We start from the raw sequence: 19,301 nt of genomic DNA, 5'->3' as shown, positions 1-19,301 counted from the left end.
TTGGCGGCTCGTTCCAGAGACGCAAACAAGAGGGAAACCATGCGTAAGATTTCGAAGATGATCATGGCGACCGCGATCGCCGCGTCGACCGTCACCTCGGTGGCGGTCCCGGCCGAGGCGCGTCATCGCCGCCACGGTTACTACAGCTATTCCAGCCGGACCCATTATGTCCGCAAATATTGCCGCCACTCGTCCGGTACGACCGGGCTGATCGCCGGTGGTGCGGCCGGTGCGCTGCTCGGCCGCGGGCTGATTGGCGGCGGTCTCGCCGGCACCCTGGTCGGCGCGGCTGGCGGTGCGCTCGCCGGGCGCGCGATCGATCGCAGCGCGACCGCTTCGCGCCGCTGCTACTACCGCTAGTTGAAAAGGGGGGCGGCGCCGGTGCGTCGCCCCTCGATCAGCTCCGGCCGGCGCGGGCGTCCCCGATGGCCTTCTTCAGCACCTCATAGCCGACGGCGCCGTTCATCACCCGGTCGCCGACGATGAACAGCGGGGTTCCGGTGGCGCCGAGCTGCCCGGCCAATTGGAAGTTCTTCCTGAGCTCCGCCTCGTGGGCGGGATCCTGGTTCGCCGTCGCCGGAACGCCGGCGGCCTTGGCCGCGACCGCAATGGTCTCGGGCGCAGGGCGCCCCGCATTGTACATGGCGTCGTGGAACTGCTTGAAGCGGCCGGCCTGGCTGGCGGCGAGTGCCACGCGCGACGCCTCGACGCTCTGCGGTCCGAGGATCGGCAGCTCGCGGTAGACGACCCGCAGGCCCTTGTCCTCCTTCAGCAGCTGCGCGATCGCCGGCAGGCTGGCCCGGCAGTAGGTGCAGGCATAATCGTAGAACTCGACCAGCGTGACCTCGGGCTTGGCCGCGCCCTGCCAGGATGAGCCGAACGGGGTCTCCACCGCCGCGCGCTGGGCCGCGAGCACCGGGGCATATTGCCGGTCGCGCAGCGCGTCCGCCGTTTCCACCAGCATGTCGGGATGGCGCAGCAGCGCGCTTCGGACCAGCCGGTCGCCCGCGCCACTCTGCAATGCCAGCAGACCCGCGCCCGCCGTCAGCAGCGCGCCGGCAATGCCGCCACCGATCGCCGCGCCCCACAATTTCCCCCCGTCGTTCGCCACTAACGTCCCTTCTTGCCCTTCTTGGCCGCGCTTTCGCTGACCATAGCGATGTCCTGCGCGCGCAAATAGTCGGGCGTGCCCTGCGGCAGGCCGGCCATGGCCCGCCGCGCGCTGGTGAGCGCCAGCTTGGCGTCGCCCTCGAGGTTGGAGCGCTCGGCCGTCGCCAGCGAGGCGCGCGCCTCGTCGCCCTCATGCTCGTAGATCACGCCCATTTGGTACCAGGCGAACGGGTTGTCGTTGTCGCGGTTGACCGCCGCCTTCAGCACCGACTTGGCCTCGGTCATGTTCTTGGCGTCGTTGGTCTCGACCAGCGCATGGCCGAGCATCACCGCGATCATCGGCTTGTCGGGCGCATTGCGCACTGCCAGCCGGAGCGGCTCGAGCGCCTCCTTTGGCTTGCCGCTCTCGAGCAGGATCTGGCCCTTCAGCTCGTTGAAATAGGGATCGTTGGGCGCGGTCCGGAGCAACGCGTCGGCCTCCGCCACCGCTTTGTCGAGATAGGCGCCCTGGTGATAGGCATAGGCCCGCGCGTAGTGCGCCGGGACGCTCTGGTCGGTCTCGGGATAGAGCTGGGTCGCGCGCTGCGGATCGAGATAGCCGATCAGCTTGGCCTTGACCCGCTGGAAGCGCGCCTCGAGCACGGGGTCGGTCGACCGGTTCCAAGCCGGGTCCTTCTGGTAGATCGCCTGCAGCGTCTGGATCCGGTCGCTCGAGAGCGGGTGGGTCCGCGCGTAGGCGTCGTCCTGCGGGATGGCGAGGCGATATTCCTGGTTCTGCAGCTTCTTGAAGAAGGCGATGCTGCCCTTGCCGCTGATCCCGGCGCCCGACAGGAAGCGCGAGCCGGCGAGGTCGGCGCTGGTCTCCTGGACCCGGGTGAAGGCGAGGAGGTTGCCGAGCGCGGCCTGCTGGCCGGCGGCCATGACGCCCATCGCCGCCTCGCCGCCGCCCGCGGCCATTGCCGCGGCGCCGAGCACGAGGCTGAGGATCGAGATCCCGGTCGCCTGCTTCATGCCCTCGCCGGCGCGGATCGAGTCGCCGGCGGTGACGTGGCCCAGCTCGTGCGCGATGACGCCCTGCAGCTGGTTGGCATTGTCGGCGGCCTCGAGCAGGCCGGTCTGGATGTAGACGGTCTGGCCGGTCGCGACGAAGGCGTTGATCTCGGGATCGTTGATCAGCGCGACGTTGACGTTGCGGGGGTTGAGCCCCGCGGCCTGGACCAGCGGCTTGGTCGCGTCGGCGAACAGCGCCTCGGTCTCGCTGTCGCGAAGGATGCTCTGGGCCGCCGCCGGCTGGGCCGCGGCGAACAGGAGCGCGAGCCCGAGAGCGGCCCGGGAAAGCAGGGGATGTCGCGTCATCCTCCGCCTGTTCCCACCCGGGCGCTGAACGCAGGGTGAAAGAGGGATGGAAAGGCGGTCATCCCCGGCCGGGAACGACCGCCCTTGGTTCTGGCTCAGCCGAAGGTTCGCTGCCACCAGCCGCGCCGCGGCGACGCGGCCTCGCTGCTGTCGTTGTCGGCCGCCGGGGCTTCCCCGGCATCGGTTTCGGCGATGCCGTCGGCGATCGGGCCGTCCGCGGCCTCGACCATCGGCTCGCCCACCACCGGCGGCGGGGCCGCCGCGACGGCGGGTTCCGCTTCGGCGGGCTGGGCGGCGACGGACCCGGCGTCAGCAACCGCGGCCTCGTCGGCCGGGGCGGTAACCGGGTCAGCCGACTTCTTGGCGCGCGAGCGGCGCTTCGGCTTGGCCGGTGCTTCCGCTTCTGCTTCCGCCGCAACCGGGGCTTCCGCCTCGGTCACGGCCGGCGCCGCGGTCGGCTGGTCCGCCGTGTCGGCGGCCGGCTCGGCGGCCGTTTCGGCGACCTTGCGGGCGCGCGGGCGGCGGCGGGCCTTGGGCTTCTCCTCGACGGGCGCCTCGACCGTGTCGGGCGATGGGTCCTCGGACGGAACCGGCTCCTTCATCGGCGCCTCGTCGGGTGCCGGCGGAGCCTCGCGCTGCTCGTCCGCCGTCTCGGGCTGCTGCTCGTCGCCCGACGTCTCGGCCGCCTGGAACTCGCCCGGCAGCTCCTCGCGCCGACGGCGACCGCCACGGCGACCCCTTCTAGACCGCCGCTTCCGCTCCTCCCCCTCGAGGTCGCCGGCTTCGGCGTCGGTGGGTTCGGCGGCATCCGCCTCGTCCATGTCGGCCTGGAGCGCTTCGGCCTCGATCGAGTTGCCGCTCTCCTGATCCATCGCTGCGGCGGCGAACTGGTCGCCTTCCTCGTGGCGGTGGCGGCCGCGACCGCCGCGTCGCCGTCGGCGACGCCGACGCCCGTTGCGCTCGCCATCGTCGCCGCGCTCCTCGCGATCGCCGTCGTCGGCGGACTCGAGCTCCTCGTCATCCTCGATGACATCGACCTCGTCGACCGCCGGCTCGTCCTCGTCATCCAGGATGGCGACGGGAGCCGGCATCGGTCGTGGCGCAACCGGGCGCGGGCCCGAGCTGTCGACGGTCATGCGGGCGCCTTCGAAGGTCTCGTCGACCAGCACTTCAACCGTAACGCCGTAGCGCGCCTCGATGTCGGCCAGCTCGGCGCGCTTCTTGTTGAGCACGTAGATCGCGGCCTCGCGGCCCGCACGCAGGCAGATCCGCTCGCCGCGGCCGCGGGCGGCTTCGTCCTCGATGATCCTGAGCGCGCTCAGCCCCGCCGACGAGGCGGTGCGCATCAGACCGGTACCCTCGCAGTGCGGGCAGGCCTTGGTCGACGCCTCGAGAACGCCGGTGCGGAGCCGCTGGCGGCTCATCTCCATCAGTCCGAAGCTGGAAATGCGGCCAATCTGGATGCGCGCCCGATCGTTCTTCAGCGCTTCCTTCATCGCCTTCTCGACCTTCCGGACATGGCTGTTCTGTTCCATGTCGATGAAGTCGATGACGACAAGTCCGGCCATGTCGCGCAGGCGAAGCTGGCGAGCGATCTCGTTCGCCGCCTCGAGGTTGGTGGCGAAGGCGGTCTGCTCGATATTGTGCTCGCGGGTCGAGCGGCCCGAGTTGATATCGATCGAGACCAGCGCCTCGGTCGGGTTGATGACGAGGTAGCCGCCCGACTTCAGCTGCACCAGCGGCTGGTACATGGCGTTGAGCTGGTCCTCGACCCCGTAGCGCTGGAAGATCGGGGTCGGTTCGGCGTGGAGCTGGACGCGCTTCACATGGCTCGGCATCAGCAGCTTCATGAAGCCGCGCGCCGCGCGATAGCCGTCCTCGCCCTCGACCAGCACCTCGTCGATCTCACGGTGATAGAGGTCGCGGATGGCGCGCTTGATGAGGTCGCTGTCGCGGTAGATGAGGGCCGGTGCGCTCGACTTCAGCGTGTTCTCGCGGATCTCGTCCCAGAGACGGGCGAGATAGTCGAAGTCGCGCTTGATCTCGGTCTTGGTCCGCTGGAGGCCGGCGGTGCGCACGATCAGCCCCATCGACTGCGGCAACTGCAGGTCGGCCATGATCGACTTGAGCCGCTTGCGATCCGCGCCGTTGGAAATCTTCCGGCTGATCCCGCCGCCGTGCGACGTGTTGGGCATCAGCACGCAATAGCGGCCGGCGAGGCTCAAGTAGGTGGTCAGCGCCGCGCCCTTGTTGCCGCGCTCTTCCTTGACGACCTGGACCAGCAGCACCTGACGGCGCTGGATAACGTCCTGGATCTTGTAGCGGCGGCGCAGTGCCTGACGCTTCTTGCGGAGCTCGTCCGCGGCGCTCTCGTCCACCGGCGAGCGGGACGATCCGGTGCCGACCTCGCTCGGCCGCTCGGCCGCATCGTCGTCCCCCTCGAGCTCATCGCCGGGTTCCTCCGGGCGGTCGTCGAGGCCGTCGTCGTCGTGGTGACCGTCAATCGGCTCATAGTCGTCGGCGGCGGCACGCAACCGCTCTTCCTCGGCGGCATGCTCGGCCTCTTCGCGAAGCAGCGCTTCGCGATCCGCCTTCGGGATCTGGTAATAGTCCGGGTGGATCTCGCTGAAGGCGAGAAAGCCGTGGCGGTTGCCCCCATATTCGATGAACGCCGCCTGGAGCGACGGTTCAACGCGGGTCACCTTGGCGAGATAGATATTCCCCTTGAGCTGCTTGTGCTCCTCAGACTCGAAGTCAAACTCCTCGATCCGGTTCCCCTTGGCGACGGCGACCCGGGTTTCCTCCGGGTGGCGCGCGTCGATCAGCATGCGCATTGTCATTGAATTGTCTCCGGGCGCGCGCGGCGGGCGTGGAGGCCGGGCGGCGCGCGCGAGTTGTGGCCATCGGCGGCGCGCTAGGGCGGCGGATGGCGATTGTATCTGAGTGTGCCTCTGCTGCAGCGATCGCCCCGGTGCCTTCCGGGAAACGTCCGTCCAGCTCGACGAGGAGCGGGGTACGGAACGTCTTGGACCTCATGCAGCGTCAACCTTGCAAAACACCGCTAAACGGACGGAAAATCGCCGTAGTGAGCGGTTCCGGCGAATGCCGTCGGAACAACATTGGACTAGCATTGACGCAGGTCAAGGACAAGCTGAGCGTCGCAGCTTTGCCGGAAATCCTGAAATCCATGCTAAATAGCAGGTTAACCGTGCTATAAGCGATGCGGAACTAGGGGCGGGGCGTGACGGAACGGTTGAGACATCGCGGTTGGTGGGTTGCCGGCGGCATCGCCGCGGCCGCGCTCGTCGTCAGTCTAGCCCTGTCCGGCAGTGCGCGGTCGAGCGCGGCGGGGGCTCACGCCGCGGCGGCCGAAGGCGAAGCGCGGCAAGGATCGCTGACCCTCGCGCTTGCGCCCGCCGTGTCCGGCGTCGCCGTGATCCAGGCCCGGGTTGCCGGCCGACCCCTGGTCGTCGTCGACGCGGGTCACGGCGGGCACGACCCGGGCGCAACCTCGGTTTCCGGCAGCCTCCGCGAGAAGCAGGTCACGCTGGCGCTCGCCGAGGCCGTGCGCGATCGGCTCGCGCGCAACGGGCGGGTGCGGATCGCCCTGACCCGCAGCGCGGACGACACGCTGACGCTGGACGAGCGCGCGTCGATCGCTCGGCGGCTTGGGGCCGGGCTGTTCCTCTCCATTCACGCCGACAGCGCGCCCAACCCGCTGGCACGTGGCGCCACCGTCTATTCGCTGTCTGACGTGGCCTCGGATGCCGATGCCGCACGCTTCGCCGCCCACCAGAACGCCGGCGAGCCGGTGTCGACCGAGGCGGATGGGTCGGTCCGCGCGCTGCTTGCCGGGCTCGCCGTCCATGATGAGATGGAGGACAGCGCCGACTTTGCTTCTCGGCTGGTCCGCCGTGCCGCCGCCTCGAGCGTCGCGCTCCGCCCGGATCCCCACCGCTTCGCCTCGTTCCGGGTGTTGCGCAGCGCGCGGGCACCGGCAGTGCTGTTCGAGGCCGGGTACCTCAGCAACGTCGACGACGAGAAGATGCTTGCCTCGCCGGAAGGACGGGAGCGGATCGCCGCCGCACTGGCCGAGACGATCGAGGCCGAGCTCGCCCGCCAGTCCGTCGCAAGCCGTTAGAAGAGAGCCGCTTTATCCGCCTGTCGGGAGCGGCTAGAGCAGGCGTTCCATGGCTGCCTTCACCTTGAACCGCTTCCCGGACCTCACCGGTCCGACCCGCCGCGCCAGCGACTGGTACCATCGTCAGTGGCAACGAGGCTGGTTCAAGGCGCTGGTCATCGCGATCGCACTCGGCTGGGCGCTGGTCACCGCGACCTGGATCTTCTTCGCCTCGGGGCTGCCGAGCGAGGAAACCCTGCTCGCCTACAAGCCGCCGCTTCCCACCAACGTGCGCGGCTACGACGGGCAGCCAGTCCAGACCTTCGCGCGCGAGCGTCGGGTGGAGCTCGCCTATGACGAGATCCCGCCGCTGATCGTCCAGGCCTTCACCTCGGCCGAGGACAAGAACTTCTTCACCCATAGCGGGATCGACTATCCCGGACTGGTCGGAGCGGTGTTCGACTATGCGCGCAAGAAGGCGACCACGGGCGAACGGGCACGCGGCGGCTCGACCATCACGCAGCAGGTCGCCAAGGCGCTGCTGCAGGACAACAGCTACAACGTCGGCCGCAAGATCCGCGAGGCGATTCTCGCGTTCCGGCTCGAATCGACGCTCAGCAAGCAGCAGATCCTCGAGCTCTACCTCAACCAGATCTTCCTCGGCCGGAACGCCTATGGGATCCAGGCGGCGGCGCGCGCCTATTTCAACAAGGACGTGGACCAGCTGACCCTGCCCGAGGCCGCCTATCTCGCCGTGCTGCCTAAGGCCCCCAGCAACTACGACCCCGATCGTGCCACTCAACGGGCGCTGAACCGGCGCAACTATGTGCTGAAGGAGATGGCGGCGAACGGCTACATCACCGAAGCACAGTGGAAGGAGGCGCAGGCGCAGCCGCTCGACACCGTCCGGTACGGCAGCAATGCCGTGTTCGCCGACCAGGGCGGCTACTTCATGGAAGAGGTGCGGCGCGCCCTAATCAAGAAGTTCGGCGAGAATGCGAAGGACGGACCGAACAGCGTCTACGGCGGCGGCCTGTGGGTGCGCACCTCGATGAACCCGGCGATGCAGACCGCGATGGCGCAATCGCTGCGCGACGGCATGACTCGCTACGACGGTGGGCGCGGTTGGACCGATCTCAAGCTCAGCATCGACATGGACCGCGACTGGCGCGGGCAGCTGCTCTCGGCGCCGGTCGGCACCGGCTATCCCGACTGGTACAAGGCGGTGGTGCTGAGCAAGGAAGGCGGCGCGGCACAGATCGGGCTTCCCGACGGCTCGACCGGATCGCTCCCGGCCAGCAACGCGGTCATGCCGAAACGCGGGGTCGGCGGCGCGGCCTACGGCTCCCTGCGTCCGGGCATGGTGATCATCGTCAAGCGGGTCGGCGGTTCGACCTTCGCGCTGCGCTCGCTGCCCGAAGTGGGCGGCGGAATGCTCGCGCAGGAGGTCCGCACCGGCCGCGTGCTCGCCATGCAGGGCGGCTTCGACGTCCAGAACAGCAGCTACAACCGCGCGACCCAGGCGCTCCGCCAGCCGGGTTCCTCGTTCAAGCCGATCGTCTACGAGACGGCGCTGGAGAACGGGCTCAATCCGGCCAGCATCCTCCTCGACGCGCCGCTCTGCGCGACCCAGGGTCCGGGTCTGCCCGACAAATGTTTCCGTAACTTCGATGGCAGCTATGCCGGACCCAAGACGATGCGCTGGGGTGTCGAACAGTCGCGCAACCTGATGACCCTGCGCGCTGCGCTTCAGACCGGCATGCCCAAGGTCGTCGCGACCGCCGCCAAACTCGGGGTCGGCAACTACCAGCCTTATCTCGCCTTCTCGCTCGGCGCCGGCGAGACCACCGTGGCCCGGCTGGTCAACGCCTACGCGATCCTCGCCAACCATGGCCGGTCGGTGACCCAGACCACCATCGATTATGTCCAGAACCGCGACGGCAAGGTCATCTTCCGCAGCGACAATCGCTGCGCGGTGATGGACAATTGCAACATGGCGGAATGGGACGGCAAGGCGATGCCGCGGCCGCCCTCGCGCACCCGGCAGCTGCTCGACCCGATGGCCGCCTATCAGATGGTGCACATCATGGAGGGCGTGATCGAGCGCGGCACCGCGACCGTCCTGCGCGATCTGAACCGGCCGCTGTTCGGCAAGACGGGCACGACTTCCGGCCCGACCAACGTTTGGTTCGTCGGCGGCACGCCGGAGATCGTCAGCGGCACCTATCTCGGCTTCGACCAGCCCCGCTCACTCGGCGGCTATGCGCAGGGCGGACGGACTGCCGCGCCGATCTTCAAGCAGTGGGCGCAGATCGCGCTCAAGGACCAGCCGGCCGTGCCCTTCATTGCTCCGCCCGGTATCCGGATGGTGCGGATCGACCGCGCCAGCGGGCGCAAGGTCTACGGCACGTTCCCGGTCAACGAGGATCCCAAGAGCGAAGTCATCTGGGAGGCTTTCCAGCCCGAGACCGAGCCGCGGCGGACGGTCGGAACGAGGCAGGAGGTCGCGTCGGCCGCCGAGGCTCCGACCCGGCGCGCGTCGGCGCCGCGGGAGGCCCGGCCGCGCCGTGCACCGGCGGTCGCGGTCGCGACCAGGCCCAAGTCGGACGAGAGCGACTTCTTGCAAAAGCAGGGCGGGATTTACTAGGCCGTCCGCGAAGGATCGCCCGGGTCCCGGCCGAGGCCGGGTGTCGGGTGACGACATGTTTTGCCCCGGCACCCGCCGGGTAGCTGCGGAGAAGCCCATGCGCGCCGAAGCGCAAGCCCACGTCGACCAGATCAACGCCGCGACCGCGCTGCTGCGCCGCTTCCTCGACTGGGACCGCGCGTTGCGTCGGCTGGAGGAGCTCAACGCCAAGGTCGAGGATGCGTCGCTGTGGAACGATCCCAAGGCGGCCCAGGAAGTCATGCGCGAACGGCGCCGGCTGGACGAGGCGATCGGCGCCACCCGCAAGCTCGAGACCGAGCTTCAGGACACGGTCGAGCTGATCGAGATGGCCGAAGTGGAAGGCGACGACAGTTTGGTCGACGACGGGGTGCGCAGCCTCGCCGACCTCGCCGACCGGGCCGAGAAGGACAAGGTCGCGGCTCTGCTGGCGGGCGAGGCGGATGCCAACAACAGCTATGTCGAGGTGAACGCCGGCGCCGGCGGAACCGAGAGTCAGGATTGGGCCTCGATGCTCCAGCGCATGTATTCGCGCTGGGCCGAGCGGCATGGCATGAAGGTCGAGCTGGTCGACTTCCACTCGGGCGAGCAGGCCGGCATCAAGTCGGCGACGTTGCTGGTGAAGGGCGAGAACGCGTACGGCAACCTCAAGGTCGAGAGCGGGGTCCACCGGCTGGTTCGGATCAGCCCCTACGACAGCTCGGCGCGGCGCCACACCAGCTTCGCCAGCGTGTGGGTCTATCCGGAAGTCGACGAGGACATCGACATAACCGTCGAGGAAAAGGACCTCCGCATCGACACCTACCGTTCGTCGGGCGCGGGCGGGCAGCACGTCAACACGACCGACAGCGCGGTGCGGATCACTCACATCCCGACGGGGATCGTGGTTGCCTGCCAGAACCAGCGCTCGCAGCACAAGAACCGCGCCGAGGCGATGAAGCAGCTCAAGGCGCGTCTTTACGAGGCCGAGCTGCAGAAGCGCGAGGCCGAGGCCAACGCCCAGAACGCCGGCAAGACCGACATCGGCTGGGGCCACCAGATTCGCTCCTATGTCCTCCAGCCATATCAGCTAGTGAAGGACCTGCGTACCGGCGTTACCTCGACCGCGCCGGGCGACGTGCTCGACGGCGAACTCGACCGGTTCATGGCCGCGGCGCTGTCGCAGCGGGTCACCGGCGAGAAGGTCGAGGTCGAGGATGTCGAATAGCGGCTTGAACGAACGCGCCCTCGCTACGCTCGCGCTCTTGGCGGGGCTCGCCTCGTGCCAGGCACGACCGACGGCGAGGCAGGGCTTTCCCGCAGCCGAGCGCGCGGTCGCGCCGATCGTCTCGGACAGCTTCTCGACCGAGGACGCCCGCGATCGCGCCGGCGAGGCCGAGATGGTGATGCAGATGGCCGGGGTGCGCCCGGGCATGCAGGTCGCGGACATCGGCGCCGGCGAAGGCTACTACACGGTCCGGCTCGCGCCCGTGGTGGGCGCCAAGGGGCGGGTGTTGGCCGAGGACATCGTCCCGGAAACCCGCGACGCGCTGGCCGAGCGGGTTCAGCGCGAGAACCTCGACAATGTCGCGGTTCGGCTCGGGCTGCCCGACGATCCCAAGCTGCCGCCGGGCAGCTTCGACCGGATCTTCATGGTCCACATGTACCACGAGGTGGAGAGCCCCTACGCTTTCCTCTGGCACATGCGCGACGGGCTGAAGAGGGGTGGGGAGGCCGTGGTGGTCGACGCCGAGCGCCCGACGCGTCGCCATGGCACGCCCCCTGACCTGCTGCGCTGCGAGTTCGGCGCGGTCGGGCTGTCGATGACCCGCTTCCAGCGGATCGAGGGCACCGACAGCTATTTCGCCGCCTTCGCCGCCACCGCGGCCAAGCCGGTGCCGGAAAAGATCAAACCTTGCCGCGAGGCCCCGGCAGCCTGAAGCGGCTTGGTGCCGTTTGCATCAAGCCTCTGTGTGTACCCTGGCTTTTAGGCTGGCGCGGCTACGCTCCGGCGCACGATCGATCCTACTAAAGTCAGGTCTCGTCTTGGCGGGATCATCGCGTGGCGCGCCTCGTTGCCAGACCGTTTCGCCTTCTAATTGAATCTTTCAAAGTAGGCCGAGACGGCGAAAGCTGCTGCACTCGCTTCCAGCGAAGACGAGATGGTCGAGCAGGGTCAGATCGATCGCCTCGGCCGCGCAGGCGAGGCGGCGGGTCGCGGCGCGGTCGCTGGCACTGGGCCGCGCGTCGCCGCTCGGATGATTGTGCGCGAGAACGATACCGGTGCTGCCATAGCGTACCGCGTCCGCGATGATCTGGCGGATTGGAAGCTCGACCATCGCTTCCGCTCCCGGATGATGGCTGAGGTGGATACATCTGGTGTTGTTGTCGAGGTGGGCGACCCATAGTGCTTCGCTGGTCAGGCCGGCGAAGCAGTCGGCGAAGAAGGCGCGGGCGGCGTGGCTGCCGGCGAGAGTGGCGGGGAGGGCGGGCTGGTACCGCATGCGACAAGGCTAGCGCGCCCACACGCTGCCCTCAGCCCGCTTCGGATCCGCTTCGGACCGGCTGTCGCGAGAACAGGTCCGTTCCGGTGCAGCCTAGGCTGCGAAGCGTGCGATCGTCGCGCGCTCCTTCTCGATCGAGGCGGCGAAGCTGGGTCGGGACAGGATCCGCGCCACATAGGCGGCGAGCCGCGGATGGCTGCCTTCGTCAACCCGAATTCCGAGATGGGCAAAGTTGGCGAAGGGGCTCACCACGGCGAGGTCGGCGAGGGTCAGCGCATTGCCGACCAGATAGCCGTCTCCGTCCGGCGCGACCGTCTCGAGATAGTCGAGGATCGGCGGCAATTCCTCCGCCTCGGCTTTCGCCGCGGCAGCTTCGTCACCCGGGATCCCGAGGAAGCGCGGCGCAACCATCCGGTTGAAGAACATCTTCTGCCCGCAGCCGAACAGGATCGTGTCGGCGAACTCCTCGAACCATACGACCTTGCCGCGCGCCCGCGGCTCCGCCGGGATGAGCGCCGGCTCGGGGTGCAGCGCTTCGAAATAGTGGATGATCGCCGAGCTGTCGGCGAGGGCGTAGTCGCCGTCGACCAGCGCTGGCATCTTCCCGAACGGCGAGGCGGCGCGAAATGCCGGGTCGGTATCGCCGATCCGCGTCGGGCGGTTCTCAACCACAATCCCCTTCTCCGCGCAGAAGGCGAGCACCTTGCGGACGAACGGCGACAGCGGCGAGCCATAGACGATCATCGAACAACGCTCCTGTAAAGGGCCGATGCTCATTAGCCCGGTGGGTCGGCAGAATGACGGCTCGTCCCCAGACCCGCAAGCATGCCGGCCTCAACCGATGCGGTAGAAGTCCGCCACGCGATCGAGGGCAAGCGAAAGCACCAGCTTGCCCGCGCGCGCCGGCCAGCCCAACGCCGTCTCTGCTTCACGCATCCCGTCGCCGCTGCACACCACCCGCCAGAGGATGTCCGACAGGCCCGGTCCGGCGGCGGCCAGCGCGGCATCGAACCGCCGCCTGGCCTCGACCTGCGCGCTGGTGGAGTCGAGCGCTTCCGCGCTGCCGCCGCGGCTTTGCGCAAGCGGCGCGCCGCTCCAGTCCATCGTGATCCGAGCCCCTAGCTGCGAGCGTTCATAGTCGTCCCGCAGCCGCTCCCCGGCATCGAACTGGCGCTCGCTGATCTGCTTGTGGGCGAACAGCCATCCAAGCGGGGATTCGGCGAGGTTCACCGTGACCGAGCGGGCGGGGATCGCCCGCTGCTTCGCTGCGCGCCCTCCCCGGTCATTGCCGTCCAGGGCGCGTTCTACCAGCAATCGGCCATGGTCCCGTCGTGCCATTCCCATCTCCGCGAATCGAGGAAGGAGGGGGTTGCCACAATGGCAAATCTGTAGGACAGAGGAAAACCGATATGGTTATATCTGGGGGTCTTATGATCACGCGCATCCGGGAAGTCCGCCGCTCGAAGGGACTGACTCTCGAGGAAGTCGGCCATCGCTGTCGGCCACCGACGACTGCGCAGACGATCGGTCGGCTGGAGACGGGCACCCGGACCGTGTCGGTCGGCTGGCTCAACCGCATCGCGGACGCACTGGGGGTCGATGCCGGCGACCTCGTCGATCACCCGGAACGGCAGGAGGTGCCGGTCGTCGCGGTGCTGGGTGGAAGCGGCGCTGCGGCCCCCCGGCGCACAGTGGAACTCGTTGCGCCGCGACCCGCCGCGGGCCAGGTCGCGATCACCGTCGCGGGCAGCATTGGCGAGTATCGCACGGGAGACGAGATCTGGTGCGACCGGCTGGGCCCGGACGATTTCGGCAAGGCGCTCAACCGCGACGTGCTGGTTCCGCGACCGGCCGGCCGCTTCCTGTTCGGTCGCCTGATCGGCCGCGAGGCGGGCAAGCTCCACCTGCTCCCGGTCGGGGTCGGCGCCCGACAGCTCGTCATCAGCGATCCGCCGTGGGGGGCGGTCGCCGTTCGCCTGCTCCGCACGCTCTGACGATGCCGGCCCTGGCCTCGGCACCACGTTCGCGGCACCGACGCAGGGAGTGGAACTCGCAGCGCCATTCCAGACGAGCAGGGCAGCCCCGCCATCATGCCCAAGCGCTGCGGTCCCCGCCGAGTTGACGGGGGCGCAAAACCTCCTATTTCCGCGCTTCCGCATGTCGGGCGCTTAGCTCAGCTGGTAGAGCGGCTCGTTTACACCGAGTAGGTCGGCGGTTCGAACCCGTCAGCGCCCACCATCGTCCGCCCGAACCGTCGTGCGCGCCCGAGCTATCGCCGCTCAGATCGGCAGCATCTTCCCGACCTCGGCGAAATAGCGGCGCATCGACTGGCTGGTCGCGGGCGCCAGTTCGATGAACACCCGCCGTCCGTCGTGCGGGTCGTTACGGCGATGGAGCAGGCCGCTGTCCGTCATCGTCTTGATCCAGCGGAGCGCTGTCGTGGACGGAACCGCCGCGGCGATGCACAGGCTCGACACGGGCACCCGATGCTGCGCGATCTCCGCCTGCAGCAAGTCGAGCAGCATGTCCCACGCGGGATCGGCAAACAGGTCTGCGCTGAAATAATTTGCGCGGAGCCGGCGCGCTCGGATGATTGCACGAAGCTGCTCGGGTTGAACCGAGGGAGGGGCATCCCCCGGCGGCGCCAGTGCGATCGGGGCCAGCCCGACGGCCCCCGGCCCGGTCGACAGTCGGGCAAGGGTCGCGGCGATCCGGCTGACCTCGTCCGACAGTTGGCGGAGCCGGTTCGACTGGGAGTCCGCAGCGGCGTCATGGACGCTGCTCGCCCGACCGGCACCCGAGCGCGCGATCGCCAGCGCCGTCAGCCGCTCGGCCTCGCTGCCGTCGACGACCAGCTGGATATCGGCGCCCGAGGCGATCGCAAGGACGGCGTCGATCAGCTCGACAGGGGCGGAGACGACCGCGGGATAACGGCCGTCGCGCACATCCTGGTCGAGCCGCTCGAGCAGCCGGTCCATCGGTGCGCCGCCGTCGACACTGAGCTCTACCCACACCGCGCTGGCACGTGCCTGCTCGGCCAACCGCTGGGGCGCGGCAAGCAAGTCGACCGGGCCGGTGATGCGCAGCCCACTGGCTTCCAGCGTTCGGCGCGCCCGCTGTTCGGACAGCAGCGAATCGGCGGCGAGAAGGACGGGCGCTTCGCCCCAAAAATCATTGGCGGCCTTGGCCCAAGTCGCAGCGGTCATGACACCCCCATGTCAACCAAACCGAGCCGGACCAGATTAGTCGGCAATCCGGAGTTGTCACTCGCTTTCCCGTCCGCTGCGGACCGAATGTTCGGCTGCGATCAACCACGCGGGGAGTTGATGGGGCGTGCAGCGGACGATGGACATGGGCAACCCACAGGCAGGATCACCGGAGGAGAGTTTCGCGGCGTGGCTGGCCGAGCTCGAGGTCGCGCTTCGCCAGGCGGGAAGGACCGTCGACCATCTTCTGGCGGGCGGTGTGGACAGCGACACCTGCCATCGGCTGCGGGCCGACATCGCCCGCGCGCGCTGTCATGCCGGGGCACTGCAGCTTCACTGCGCGCCCGTAGATCGCAAGGCAAATGAGCCGTTCTGGAGCGAACTGCTTCGCACCGGCGACCGGCGCCGGCGCTAAACGCCTTGCGGCCGGTCCCCGCCGCCGGCGAAGTCAGCCAGGAAAGGGGCGAGCGATGGGGCTTCCCACCCGCCCGTCGCCAGGAACCCGCGGTTGATAAAGCCGCGCTTGCCATAGCGCAGCGGCCCGCCCTCCGGCGCATCGCAGCGGCCACCCGCGGCGAGCAGCACCGCATGGCCGGCGGCGGTGTCCCACTCGCTGGTCGGGGACAGTCGCGGGTAGAGGTCTGCCCGGCCCTCGGCGAGAAGGCAGAATTTCAGACTCGAGCCGATCGAGACATGCCCGGCGGTCCCCACCGCCGCGAGATAGTCGACGGTCGACTGGGTGAGATGCGATTTGGAGGCGACGGCCGTCACCTGCTCCGGCCGCGCCCGGGTCCGGATCGCAGCGCGCCCGGCGATTGTCTCGACCCATGCCTCGTCCCCGACCCGGCCGGCGTGCAGGATCTGGGTCGCCGGTGCGAACACGACCCCGAGCACCGGCGCGCCGGCTTCGATCAGGCCGATGTTCACCGTGTAGTCGTCGCCCCCACGCACGAACTCCTTGGTCCCGTCGAGCGGATCGACGAGGAAGAAGGTGTCGCCGTGCAGCGGGATGCGCCCGGCCGCGACCTCTTCCTCCGCGATCACCGGAACGTCGGGAGCGAGGCGCGCCAGCGCGTCGAGGATCACCGCCTCGGCGGCGCGGTCGCAGACGGTAACTGGGGACTGGTCGCGCTTCTGCTCGATCTCGAAGCCGCGGCGGACGAGGGCAAGGATTTCCTCGCCAGCGGCCCGCGCCGTTTCGGCCAGCGCAGTGAGCAGCGCGCGGTCGGCCATGCTCAGCGCGGCGCCATCCGGATCCCGCCGTCGAGCCGGATGCTCTCGGCATTGAGATAGGGCGTCTCGACGATGAAGGCGGCGAGCTTGCCATATTCCTCGGCCTTGCCGAGCCGCTTGGGGAAGGGCACTTGGGCGCCCAGCGCGTCCTGTACCTTCTCCGGCATCATCGCGACCATCGGCGTCTTGAACACGCCCGGGAGGATGGTGTTGACCCGGACGCCTTCGCCCATCAGGTCGCGCGCGATTGGCAGCGCCATTGCCAGCACCCCGCCCTTGGAGGCGGAATAGGCGGCCTGGCCGATCTGCCCGTCCTCGGCGGCGACCGAGGCGGTGTTGATAATGCAGCCCTTCTCGCCATCCTCGAGCAGATCGAGGTCAACCATCCCGGCCGCCGAGTGGGCGATGCAGCGGAACGAGCCGATCAGGTTGATCTGGATGGCGAGCTCGAACTGGAAAATCGGGTACATCTTGACCGCGCCGGTCTCCTTGTCACGCCCGACGGTCTTCACCGCGTTGGCGACCCCGGCGCAGTTAACCAGCACCCGTTCCTGCCCGTGCGCCTCGCGCGCCTTCGCGAAGGCGGCGGCGACCTTCTCGTCGCTGGTCACGTCGACCTCGCAGAAGACGCCGCCGATCTCGGCCGCGACCTTCTCCCCTTTGTCCGGATCGCGGTCGAAGATGGCGACCTTAGCCCCGCGCGAGGCGAGTTCGCGGGCGGTCGCCTCGCCCAGGCCGGACGCGCCCCCGGTCACTACCGCTGCGATTCCGTCGATCTTCATGCGCGCATCTCCTGTAGCCGTTTTTCGGGCCTCACCACGAAGCGGCGATCCCGTAAAGTAGGGCGAGCACTAGCGTCGCGGGGGTGGCGGTGAACAGCGCCAGCATGCCCGCCCAGCCGAGCCCCTCCGCATCGGTCTCGCGGCGGAAGATCAGCACCACGAGCAGGATCAGCCAGAAGGCGTCGATCGCAAGCGCGACCAGCAGCGGCGTTCCCACCAGCCAATGCGCCAGCCCGACCGGCAGCACCACTAGGGCGAGCAGCCCCCCGCCGGCCATCTGTGCTCGCTGCAGCAGCGCGCGGCGACCGTCGGGCAGCGGATCGTCGTTGGCCGGGATCATGCCGCTTCAATGGCGCGCGGCCGACCCTCGGCATCGAGCGCGACGAAGGTGAAGAGGCCGGTGGCGACGAGCGTCTCCCGGTCGCCGTCGCGCTCCCGCCCGACGGCTTCGGCGCGCAGGCGGAGCGACGTACGGCCCTGCTTCACCGGCTGGACATAAACGCTGAGCTCGTCGCCGACCTGCATCGCGCCGGGGAAGGTCAGCTCGTCGGCGGCGACGAGGATCGCCTTGCCGCCCGTATGGCGCGAGGCGAACGAGCCGCAGGCGAGCCCCATCTGCCCCATCAGCCAGCCGCCAAACACCCCGCCATAGGGGTTGGTGTCGGTCGGCATGGCCGTGGTGCGGATGAGGGGCGCCCGCATTCCCGTCAGTTTCGGTGCCAATTGAAGAAAAGTCGGAGGGCAACCGCGGTCAGCAGCGCCGCCGGAATCGACAGCAGCAAGCCGGGCGAACCGGGAAGCGGACGCACCGTGCCGGCCCCGGCCCAGCTATGCAGCCAGTCGCCCTCCTGTCCGCCGAACGCCATGGGCAGGATGAAGCCGACCAGACCGCCGAGCAGTAGCGCGGTCAGCCACTTCATCTCACGCGACCAAGCCGAGCGGGCTTTCGCACAGCTGCTTGAACGCCTTCATCAGCTTCGCCCCGTCGGCGCCGTCGATGGCGCGGTGGTCGAAGCTGCCAGTGGCAGTCATGATGGTGGCGACCCCCAGCTGGTCGTCAACGATGTAGGGCCGCTTCTCGCCCGCGCCAATCGCCATGATCATGCCCTGCGGCGGGTTGATCACCGCCTCGAACTGCTTGATCCCGAACATGCCCATGTTGCTCAGCGACGCGGTGCCGCCCTGATATTCGCTCGGCTGGAGCTTGCCGTCCTTTGCGCGGCTGGCGAGGTCGTGCATCTCGGTCGAGATCTTGCTGATCGCCTTGGAGCCCGCGTCGGCGACGATCGGCGTGATCAGCCCGTTCGGAATGCTGACCGCCACCGCGATGTCGGCGCGGCTGAACTTGACCAGCTGGTCGCCGGCGAAGCTGACGTTGCACTCCGGCACTTCGAGGAGCGACAGGGCGAGCGCCTTGATCAGCATGTCGTTGACGCTGAGTTTGACGTTGCGGGAGGCCAGCCCGGCATTGAGCTCGCCGCGCAGCTTGAGCAGCGCATCGAGGCGCACGTCGACCGTCAGGTAGATGTGCGGGATTTGCTGCTTGGATTCGGTCAGGCGGCGCGCGATCGTCTTGCGCATGCCGCTGAGCTTGACCGCCTCGTGCGGGATGTTGGCGATCTCCGGCGCGATCCCGGCGGGAGCCGCGGGGCTTGGCGCTGGAGCGGCGGCAGCCGCCGCTGGAGCCGGCGCGGCGGCCGCTGGCGAAGCCTTGGCCGCAGCGCCCCCGGCGGCCAAGCCGAGATCGGCGCGAACGACGCGGCCGTTTGGGCCCGAGCCGGTGATGGTCGACAGGTCGATCCCCTGCGCCTGCGCGAGCCGGCGGGCGAGGGGAGAGGCCTTCACCCGGTCGCCCGAAGCGGCAGGTGCTGCGGCCGGCTGGGCCGGCGCGGCGGGAGTCTCGACGGGTGCCGTCGGTGGCGGCGCTGATGCCGTCGCCCCGGCGGGTTCCGGAGCGGGAGCCGACGCGGCCGCAGCTTCGTCGGCGGCAGCCGGTGCCGGGGCGGGCGTGGCAGCCGAAGCAGTGGCGCTCGCATCCTCTCCGTCGGAGGCGAGAATGGCAATCGGCGCGCCGACCTTCACGCCTTCGCTCCCCTCGGGGACGATGATCTTGGCGACCTTGCCCTCGTCAACCGCTTCGAATTCCATCGTCGCCTTGTCGGTCTCGATCTCGGCGAGGATGTCGCCCGACTTCACTTCGTCGCCTTCCTTGACCAGCCATTTGGCGAGCGTGCCCTCTTCCATGGTCGGAGAGAGGGCGGGCATCTTGAGTTCGATGGGCATGACTGATTTCGCCTGACTGGAAAACGCATGGGCACAAAGACCATGCGCCAGCCCGGGTCAAGC

Annotated in this window: 20 protein-coding genes and 1 tRNA gene; 8 read left to right on the top strand and 13 right to left on the bottom strand. The window is 68.8% G+C overall.

Annotated elements, in window-relative coordinates; all coding sequences use genetic code 11:
• The first annotated feature begins 39 nt into the window (after positions 1-39).
• The gene (locus HMF7854_RS14545) at positions 40-360 is read left to right on the top strand and encodes a hypothetical protein (protein ID WP_185829301.1); all 321 of its coding nucleotides are present in this window, start codon (positions 40-42) and stop codon (positions 358-360) included.
• A gap of 37 nt (positions 361-397) precedes the next feature.
• Here the strand turns inward: HMF7854_RS14545 and HMF7854_RS14540 are convergent, their stop codons facing one another.
• The 3 genes from HMF7854_RS14540 to HMF7854_RS14530 form a co-directional block, all read right to left on the bottom strand.
• Positions 398-1,111 (bottom strand): DsbA family protein, encoded by a 714-nt coding sequence (locus HMF7854_RS14540; RefSeq protein WP_126719859.1) that lies wholly within the window; start codon positions 1,109-1,111, stop codon positions 398-400.
• On the bottom strand, positions 1,111-2,466 hold the full coding sequence (locus tag HMF7854_RS14535; RefSeq protein ID WP_126719858.1) for a M48 family metalloprotease: 1,356 nt from the start codon (positions 2,464-2,466) through the stop codon (positions 1,111-1,113). The genes HMF7854_RS14540 and HMF7854_RS14535 overlap by 1 nt, the downstream gene beginning before the upstream one ends.
• Before the next feature lie 95 nt (positions 2,467-2,561).
• The gene (locus tag HMF7854_RS14530; RefSeq protein ID WP_185829300.1) at positions 2,562-5,306 is read right to left on the bottom strand and encodes an Rne/Rng family ribonuclease; all 2,745 of its coding nucleotides are present in this window, start codon (positions 5,304-5,306) and stop codon (positions 2,562-2,564) included.
• Positions 5,307-5,707: 401 nt separating this feature from the next.
• Here HMF7854_RS14530 and HMF7854_RS14525 point away from each other — a divergent pair, with 401 nt between their 5' ends.
• From HMF7854_RS14525 to HMF7854_RS14510, 4 genes are all read left to right on the top strand, one after another.
• Positions 5,708-6,607 (top strand): N-acetylmuramoyl-L-alanine amidase family protein, encoded by a 900-nt coding sequence (locus HMF7854_RS14525; RefSeq protein WP_126719856.1) that lies wholly within the window; start codon positions 5,708-5,710, stop codon positions 6,605-6,607.
• 49 nt (positions 6,608-6,656) lie between these two features.
• The gene (locus HMF7854_RS14520) at positions 6,657-9,233 is read left to right on the top strand and encodes a penicillin-binding protein 1A (protein ID WP_126719855.1); all 2,577 of its coding nucleotides are present in this window, start codon (positions 6,657-6,659) and stop codon (positions 9,231-9,233) included.
• Between the two features lie 97 nt (positions 9,234-9,330).
• Positions 9,331-10,458, top strand: coding sequence for a peptide chain release factor 2 (gene prfB / locus HMF7854_RS14515; RefSeq protein ID WP_126719854.1), 1,128 nt, complete (start codon positions 9,331-9,333; stop codon positions 10,456-10,458).
• Positions 10,448-11,170 carry a methyltransferase domain-containing protein gene (locus HMF7854_RS14510; RefSeq protein ID WP_126719853.1) on the top strand — a complete coding sequence of 241 codons (723 nt, stop codon included), beginning with the start codon at positions 10,448-10,450 and terminating at the stop codon, positions 11,168-11,170. Before prfB ends, HMF7854_RS14510 begins: the two co-directional genes overlap by 11 nt.
• A gap of 168 nt (positions 11,171-11,338) precedes the next feature.
• Here the strand turns inward: HMF7854_RS14510 and HMF7854_RS14505 are convergent, their stop codons facing one another.
• From HMF7854_RS14505 to HMF7854_RS14495, 3 genes are all read right to left on the bottom strand, one after another.
• Complete coding sequence (locus tag HMF7854_RS14505) at positions 11,339-11,734, bottom strand: JAB domain-containing protein (RefSeq protein ID WP_126719852.1); 396 nt, start codon at positions 11,732-11,734, stop codon at positions 11,339-11,341.
• Between the two features lie 93 nt (positions 11,735-11,827).
• A complete protein-coding gene (locus HMF7854_RS14500) occupies positions 11,828-12,478 on the bottom strand; it encodes a glutathione S-transferase family protein (RefSeq protein ID WP_126719851.1) in 651 nt (216 codons plus the stop codon).
• Positions 12,479-12,568: 90 nt separating this feature from the next.
• Entirely contained in the window at positions 12,569-13,072 is a 504-nt protein-coding gene (locus tag HMF7854_RS14495) for a DUF6456 domain-containing protein (protein WP_221766454.1), read from the bottom strand.
• Between the two features lie 92 nt (positions 13,073-13,164).
• Between HMF7854_RS14495 and HMF7854_RS14490 the strand changes: the two genes are divergently transcribed.
• On the top strand, positions 13,165-13,728 hold the full coding sequence (locus HMF7854_RS14490) for a helix-turn-helix domain-containing protein (protein ID WP_126719850.1): 564 nt from the start codon (positions 13,165-13,167) through the stop codon (positions 13,726-13,728).
• Positions 13,729-13,896: 168 nt separating this feature from the next.
• Positions 13,897-13,972: transfer RNA gene (locus HMF7854_RS14485), tRNA-Val, on the top strand.
• A 41-nt stretch (positions 13,973-14,013) separates the two neighbouring features.
• Here HMF7854_RS14485 and HMF7854_RS14480 read toward each other — a convergent pair.
• Positions 14,014-14,940 carry a helix-turn-helix domain-containing protein gene (locus tag HMF7854_RS14480; protein ID WP_126719849.1) on the bottom strand — a complete coding sequence of 309 codons (927 nt, stop codon included), beginning with the start codon at positions 14,938-14,940 and terminating at the stop codon, positions 14,014-14,016.
• Between the two features lie 127 nt (positions 14,941-15,067).
• Here HMF7854_RS14480 and HMF7854_RS14475 point away from each other — a divergent pair, with 127 nt between their 5' ends.
• On the top strand, positions 15,068-15,355 hold the full coding sequence (locus HMF7854_RS14475) for a hypothetical protein (RefSeq protein WP_126719848.1): 288 nt from the start codon (positions 15,068-15,070) through the stop codon (positions 15,353-15,355).
• On the opposite strand, the gene cysQ is transcribed toward HMF7854_RS14475, so the two are convergent.
• The 6 genes from cysQ to HMF7854_RS14445 are packed head-to-tail and all read right to left on the bottom strand — an operon-like array spanning position 15,352 to position 19,238.
• Positions 15,352-16,173, bottom strand: a complete 822-nt coding sequence (gene cysQ / locus HMF7854_RS14470) for a 3'(2'),5'-bisphosphate nucleotidase CysQ (protein ID WP_126719847.1) — start codon at positions 16,171-16,173, stop codon at positions 15,352-15,354. The two genes, HMF7854_RS14475 and cysQ, sit on opposite strands and share 4 nt — an antisense overlap.
• A gap of 2 nt (positions 16,174-16,175) precedes the next feature.
• Positions 16,176-16,955 carry an SDR family oxidoreductase gene (locus HMF7854_RS14465; protein WP_126719846.1) on the bottom strand — a complete coding sequence of 260 codons (780 nt, stop codon included), beginning with the start codon at positions 16,953-16,955 and terminating at the stop codon, positions 16,176-16,178.
• A gap of 31 nt (positions 16,956-16,986) precedes the next feature.
• On the bottom strand, positions 16,987-17,295 hold the full coding sequence (locus tag HMF7854_RS14460; protein ID WP_126719845.1) for a hypothetical protein: 309 nt from the start codon (positions 17,293-17,295) through the stop codon (positions 16,987-16,989).
• Positions 17,292-17,657 carry an acyl-CoA thioesterase gene (locus HMF7854_RS14455; protein ID WP_239017003.1) on the bottom strand — a complete coding sequence of 122 codons (366 nt, stop codon included), beginning with the start codon at positions 17,655-17,657 and terminating at the stop codon, positions 17,292-17,294. Before HMF7854_RS14455 ends, HMF7854_RS14460 begins: the two co-directional genes overlap by 4 nt.
• Positions 17,658-17,662: 5 nt before the next feature.
• Positions 17,663-17,875: a hypothetical protein gene (locus tag HMF7854_RS14450; protein ID WP_126719844.1), complete on the bottom strand. Its 213-nt coding sequence runs from the start codon at positions 17,873-17,875 to the stop codon at positions 17,663-17,665.
• Between the two features lies 1 nt (position 17,876).
• Positions 17,877-19,238 (bottom strand): pyruvate dehydrogenase complex dihydrolipoamide acetyltransferase, encoded by a 1,362-nt coding sequence (locus HMF7854_RS14445; protein ID WP_126719843.1) that lies wholly within the window; start codon positions 19,236-19,238, stop codon positions 17,877-17,879.
• Positions 19,239-19,301: the final 63 nt, after the last annotated feature.

It is taken from the genome of Sphingomonas ginkgonis, from assembly GCF_003970925.1.
Classification (GTDB): domain Bacteria; phylum Pseudomonadota; class Alphaproteobacteria; order Sphingomonadales; family Sphingomonadaceae; genus Sphingomicrobium; species Sphingomicrobium ginkgonis.
Note: the sequence above shows the minus strand (reverse complement) of the source record. Positions and strands in the feature narration are given on the sequence as shown.